The organism is Marinospirillum insulare DSM 21763 (assembly GCF_000686905.1).
GTDB lineage: Bacteria > Pseudomonadota > Gammaproteobacteria > Pseudomonadales > Halomonadaceae > Marinospirillum > Marinospirillum insulare.
In genome coordinates, this window is the sequence record NZ_JMLW01000018.1 from 61,441 (window position 1) to 67,807 (window position 6,367).

Below are 6,367 nucleotides of genomic sequence, written 5' to 3' on the forward strand. Positions count from 1 at the left end.
TAAACTACTAAACAAACTTAGCGGTAATGCTGCCTAAATCTTGGTAACGAATATTGATTGAATCACCTCGATTAACCGTGACAGCGGCTGTAATACCACCAGTCATAATAAAAGTGCCTGCTGGAATTTCTTCACCACGCTCACCCATCATATTCGCTAGCATGGCGACTGAAGCCGCTGGGTGACCTAATACTGCAGCTCCCGCACCCGTGGCGACAATCTCACCGTTAATTTCCATAACGACACCTAGGTTTTTAACATCAACATCCTCTAAGCGTGCCATGCGACCACCAGTGATAAATCGACTAGAGCTAGAGTTGTCGGCAATCACACTTTTTAAGTCGAACTTAAAATCCTTGTAACGTGAATCGATCACTTCCACCGCTGGAATAATAAAGTCAGTGGCTCTTAACACATCACCAATATGGATGCCTGGGCCTTTAAGTGGAGCTTTGGTTACAAAGGCAATTTCCGCTTCAATTTTTGGATGAATCAATTCATCCATCTTGATTTCACCACCTTCTGGTACGCTGAAGTAATCAGCTAGGTAACCATAACAAGGTTGTTCAACACCCATTTGCGCCATTTTTGCCCAAGAGGTTAAGCCCATTTTCATGCCAACAACTTTATGACCACGTGCTTCTTTACGTCGACGTGCTTCCCATTGCACATCAAAGGCATCACGGTAGGTCATTTCTGGGTATTTATCGGTGACTTTAGTTATTTCTTGTTGATTTAATTCGGCTTCTTCACAGTAGGTCGCTAGTTCATCAATTTGTTCTTTAGTGAGTTTGTTTGTATTTTCCATTAAATTAAGCCTTTTCTTTTGCCATGGTTAATGCTAGGTCTTCTATCATGTCTTCTTGCCCACCCACGGTACCGCGTCGACCCAGTTCAACTAAAAGATCACGGGCGGAGATGCCGTATTTTTCTTCAGCACGCTTAGCGAATAAGAGGAAAGAGGAATAAACACCGGCATAGCCTAGTGTCAATGAGTTACGGTCGACACGAACCGGATGGTCCATCATAGGAACAACCAGGTCTTCTGCTACGTCCATAATTTTGAACAGATCAACACCGGTTTCTACACCCATGCGATCAAGCACTGCACAAAAAACTTCTAGCGGTGTATTACCTGCACCGGCACCTAAACCAGCCACTGAGCCATCAATACGGCTAGCACCCGCTTCAATGGCTGCTAAGGAGTTAGCGATACCCATGCCTAGGTTGTGGTGACCATGAAAACCTATTTCGATATTTTTTGGCAATTCTTTACGCAGCAGACCAATGCGAGCAGTCACATCATCCGGCAACATATAACCAGCTGAGTCAGTGGCATAAATGCAGTTAGCACCGTAGTCCACCATGAGCTTGGCTTGTTCGAGGATTTTTTCTGGGCTCACCATGTGCGCCATCATTAAAAAACCCACGGTATCCATACCCATTTTTGCGGCTTGGGTAATGTGCTGTTGGCTCACATCGGCTTCGGTACAGTGGGTGGCCACACGAATACTGGTGACACCACAGTCTTTAGCCATGTTTAAATGATCAACCGTTCCAATACCTGGCAATAATAGGGCTGAAATTTTAGCCTGCTTCATTTGTGGCACAACGGCTTTTAGGTACTCTTCATCGCTGTGCGCTGGAAAGCCGTAGTTAACCGAAGCACCACCCAGACCATCGCCGTGAGTCACTTCTATCATCGGCATACCCGCTTGATCTAAGCCAGTAGCGATATTAACCATTTCTTCTAATGAGATTTGGTGACGCTTAGCATGCATACCATCACGTAGGCTCATATCGTGGAGGGTGACTTGTTTGCCTTGTAAATTCATTGGGTTTCTCCTAGCCGCGAGCGGGTAATGTGATGGACTGATTTGCCGCTTCTTCAGCAAACATTTCTGCGGTACGCAGTGCTGCTGCGGTCATTATGTCGAGGTTACCGGCGTACTTGGGTAGAAAATCACCCAAGCCTTCCACCTGCATAAAGCAGGACACACGATTGCCATCAAATACTGGGCCATTGACTAGCTGATATCCGGGCACATAGCGCTGCACCTCTTTAACCATGGCATGAATAGACTCAGTAATTTTGGCTTGATCAGGAGTGGTTTCAGTTAAGCAATGCACGGTATCGCGCATCATTAAAGGTGGCTCGGCAGGGTTAATAACAATGATTGCCTTACCTTTTTTAGCACCACCCACCTGTTCTACACCGCTGGCAGTGGTACGGGTGAATTCATCAATATTAACGCGTGTACCAGGGCCAACTGAACGAGAAGAAACAGTGGCAACAATTTCGCCGTATTCAACCGGCTGCACACGTGAGATAGCCGCAACCATAGGAATGGTAGCTTGGCCGCCACAGGTCACCATATTGACGTTCATGGCCAGGTTTTTGGTTTGTTCAACCAAGTTCACCGGCGGCACACAAAATGGACCAATCGCAGCTGGTGTTAGGTCAATCATTATCACACCTAGCTCATTGAGCTTACGGCTGTTTTCAGCGTGAACGTAGGCAGAGGTGGCATCAAAGGCTACGCGAATATCATCTTTTATAATGTGCTCTAACACACCATCGACACCGGTTGCACAGGTTTTAATGCCCATGGCTTCAGCACGTTTAAGGCCTTCTGAGGTTGGATCAATACCCACCATCCAAACCGGTTCTATCCATTCAGAGCGTTGCATTTTCATTAATAAATCGGTGCCGATATTACCAGGGCCGATGATAAGAGCTTTTAATTTTTTACTCATAGTGATGCCTGCATTGTATTAGGTGAGAAATGGCTTATAGGAGACTTAAACAAAACGTACAGAGGCATTACCCATACCACCTATACTTAGACTCATGTGATCACCTGCTTTAACTGGCACCAAGGGTACTAAGGAACCTGACAAGATGACTTCACCTGCTTTAAGGGGGATGCCAAAATGACCAAGAGTATTAGCCAACCAAGCAACACAGTTAACTGGACTACCTAGAGCGGCAGCACCTGCACCGGTGCTAATGACCGAACCATTTTTTTCAACAACCATACCACAAGTGGCTAAATCGACTTTTGTTGGGCTAACAGCTTGGTCACCTAAAATAAACAATCCGCAGGAAGCATTATCAGCAACTGTGTCTTGAATTTTAATTTTCCAATCTTCGATGCGTGAATCAACCACTTCAAAGCAAGGCATCACACAGTCAGTGGCCGCTAACACATCAGCATTAGTAACACCTGGCCCCATCAAATCTTTTTTTAGAATAAAAGCTATTTCACCTTCAGCACGGGGCTGCAACAGTAGTTGGCTAATAGGCATTTCTTCGCCCTGACTAAAGGCCATTTTGTCAGTTAAATAACCAAAGTCAGGCTGGTGAACATTCAACATGTCTTGTACAGCTTTAGAAGTCACACCAATTTTTTTACCAATAACGCGTTCACCGGCAGCTAAGCGCAGCTCTAGCATACGTAGTGAAATCTGATAAGCATCTTCAACACTCATGTTGGAGTGGCGCTCGGTTAAAGGGCGAATCGCTTTGCGTTCTACCATGGCTTGGTACAATTCGTCACCGCAGCTTTGGATTAATTCTTTATTCATTACCGCCTCACATAAAATTTGACTGTATTAAATTAAAGCTTTATGCAGATATTCTTCATTTCGGTATAAAACTCCATGCCATGCACACCACCCTCTCGACCAATACCTGACTGTTTTGCACCACCAAATGAAGTACGCAAGTCGCGCAAGAACCAAGAGTTTACCCATACAATACCTGCTTCCATTTGTTCTGCTACACGTACAGCACGCGAAGAGTTTTCTGTCCAAATAGCAGCAGCGAGTCCGTAATCTGTATCATTGGCTAACTCAATTACCTCTTCTTCACTATCAAAGGGGCGAATATGGCAGCAAGGACCAAATATTTCTTCACGCATAACACGGGCATCATCAGCTAAACCAGTCCAAATGGTGGGTTCTATCCAAGCACCATCATTCAGTTCTGAACCCATATCAGGAATACCACCACCAATTTCTACCTTAGCGCCTTCTTCAACCGCTAAGTCATAGTAGTATTTAACTTTTGATCGGTGCTCTTGGCTTACCAAGGGGCCAAAATTGGCTTGCTCATCTTCAGGGCGACCTAATTTAAGCTTAGCGACCTCTTCTTTCATTCTGGCTAAAAACTGATCAAAAATAGAACGTTCTACATAAACTCGTTCAGTGCCTAAACACACTTGACCACAATTAACAAAGGCAGAACGCATAGTGCCTTCAACGGCTTTTTCTATATCGCAATCAGCAAAAACAATACCTGGATTTTTACCACCGCACTCGAGTGATATGTTACGTAAACCCACTGCAGCAGCTTTCATAATGGCTTCACCTGTACGAGTTTCACCCGTAAAAGTAATCGCATCTACATCGGGGTGAGTGGTTAAAAACTCACCTGCTGAGTCAGGGCCAAAGCCGTGCACAACGTTAAACACGCCCGGTGGAACGCCACACTCATTCATTACTTCACCCAGCAGGGTGGTGGTGATAGGGGTTTCTTCAGAAGGTTTAACTACCACGGTATTACCACAAGCCAAGGCAGGGCCAACTTTCCATGTCATCAGTAATAGAGGCAGGTTCCAAGGAGCAACAACGGCAATAACGCCTTTGGGTGTGCGGTGGCCAAAGTTCATGGCACCTTGACCATCAGGAGTATCCATACGGAAGCCTTCTGTGGGTAAGTTAGCTACAGTTTCAGTAAAGGCTTTAAAGTTAGCTGCACCACGTGGGATATCGATGTGGGCAGCAATTGAGCGTGGTTTACCTGTATCTAGGCACTCAGCTTCCAAAAACTCATCAAATCGTTCATTAATACGTGCAGCCACTTTATTGAGCAGCTTAGTACGTTCAACCTGAGTTAGCTTACCCCAAGGTCCTTTTAACGCAGCTTTTGCAGCTTTGACAGCAGCATCAACCTCTTCACGCCCAGCTTCATGGGTTTTACCCAGTAGGCTGTTGTCGACCGGACTACGGTTTTCAAAGGTTTTACCACTGGCCGATGCAAGGTACTGACCATTGATAAAGTGCTTAAACTCTTTCATAACTTTCTCTCTTACTAATCTTATCCAGTCATTAAATAAATAGGTATCAACCACTAGGGTTGATACCACGGGTTTACTAGGTTAAAGCCGTTAAAAAACGCTCATTCAGTTCACGGGTGTGATAAAAAATAGCTTTACCTAAATCTTCTGCTTTCCATGTTATGGTTTTGTGGTCTGGGAAGTAGTAGCTACCACCACAGAAAACTTCAGAACGGTTGCCTGAAGGATCGAAGAAATAAATAGTTTGACCATGAGTTAAACCATGACGGGTAGGACCTATATCGAGAGGTGTATCTGTCATAGTAATTAAGTCAGCAGCACGTAACACTTCTTCCCAAGTATCTAGGTAAAAAGAGGCATGGTGAAATTTATTTTTTTCTTCATGCTTAATAAAAGCGACATCGTGTTCCTTCATTGAAGTGGTTAGGAATAAAGCTGCTCTATTGCCTTCAGGGTCAAGCACCTGCTCAGCCAAGCCAAAACCTAGAACATCAAAGAGCTCTAAGTTGCCGTCTAAATCATCACCATAAAGTAAGCAGTGATCAAATCGGGTTGCTTTCATGCCTTTTAAATCACGCGGCCAAGCTTCTGGGTTAACATCGCTGATACCCCACTTACCGGTCTGCTCTTTAGTAGCATAGAGTTCAAACACATGGCCTGTTGGCGCTACAAATTGCATACGACGACCACAGTTAGGCAAGTCACCTGCAGGAATTTCTTTAACGTCAATGCCTAGTTTACGCACATCAGCTGCTAGCGAATCTAAGGTAGCTTCATCAACACACTTAAAACCCATAAAGTCCATACCAGGCTCATCAGCTTCAATAAGAATCACTGAGTACTTATCAACCTCTGTCCAGCCTTTTAAATAGACGCGACCTTTATCATCACGATCCATTTCGATTAAACCAATTAAATCAACGTAGTGCTTTACAGCTTCATCCATATCTAAGACACGGATTTGTACGTGGCCTGGGCGCATTACACCTTTTCTCATTTTTACTTCCTCTTTTTGTTTCTTGGATTCAACTTGCTAGTGCAACAGCCTGTAATTCTTCAAACAATACTTCATTTGGTGTTTTCATTCCAAGTGTTTTCCTAGGTCGGTTATTTAAACGATGCATAATGAATTCAAAATGCTCATCATCTAAGTGCTTAAAGCATGAACCTTTGGGGCAGTATTGACGTATTAAGCCATTTGTATTTTCATTCAATCCACGTTGCCAAGAAGCATAAGGGTCTGCAAAGTAAAAGTCACAATTCAGTGCTTTTGCAATGGCTTGATG

Annotated in this window: 7 protein-coding genes; all 7 read right to left on the reverse strand. The window is 44.3% G+C overall.

Going from position 1 to position 6,367, the window contains the following annotated elements; all coding sequences use genetic code 11:
* Positions 1 to 7: 7 nt before the first annotated feature.
* Positions 8 to 808 (reverse strand): 2-oxo-3-hexenedioate decarboxylase, encoded by an 801-nt coding sequence (gene dmpH, locus BP27_RS0108870; protein ID WP_027851252.1) that lies wholly within the window; start codon positions 806 to 808, stop codon positions 8 to 10.
* A 4-nt stretch (positions 809 to 812) separates the two neighbouring features.
* Complete coding sequence (gene dmpG, locus BP27_RS0108875; RefSeq protein WP_027851253.1) at positions 813 to 1,835, reverse strand: 4-hydroxy-2-oxovalerate aldolase; 1,023 nt, start codon at positions 1,833 to 1,835, stop codon at positions 813 to 815.
* 10 nt (positions 1,836 to 1,845) lie between these two features.
* Positions 1,846 to 2,757, reverse strand: coding sequence for an acetaldehyde dehydrogenase (acetylating) (locus BP27_RS0108880; RefSeq protein WP_027851254.1), 912 nt, complete (start codon positions 2,755 to 2,757; stop codon positions 1,846 to 1,848).
* A gap of 45 nt (positions 2,758 to 2,802) precedes the next feature.
* Positions 2,803 to 3,588: a 2-oxopent-4-enoate hydratase gene (gene dmpE, locus BP27_RS0108885; RefSeq protein ID WP_027851255.1), complete on the reverse strand. Its 786-nt coding sequence runs from the start codon at positions 3,586 to 3,588 to the stop codon at positions 2,803 to 2,805.
* Positions 3,589 to 3,620: 32 nt separating this feature from the next.
* Entirely contained in the window at positions 3,621 to 5,081 is a 1,461-nt protein-coding gene (locus BP27_RS0108890) for a 2-hydroxymuconic semialdehyde dehydrogenase (protein WP_027851256.1), read from the reverse strand.
* 76 nt (positions 5,082 to 5,157) lie between these two features.
* Positions 5,158 to 6,078: a catechol 2,3-dioxygenase gene (locus BP27_RS0108895; RefSeq protein ID WP_027851257.1), complete on the reverse strand. Its 921-nt coding sequence runs from the start codon at positions 6,076 to 6,078 to the stop codon at positions 5,158 to 5,160.
* A 28-nt stretch (positions 6,079 to 6,106) separates the two neighbouring features.
* Positions 6,107 to 6,367, reverse strand: a 261-nt coding sequence (locus BP27_RS0108900; RefSeq protein ID WP_027851258.1) for an IS30 family transposase, incomplete at its 5' end; no start/stop codon positions are given.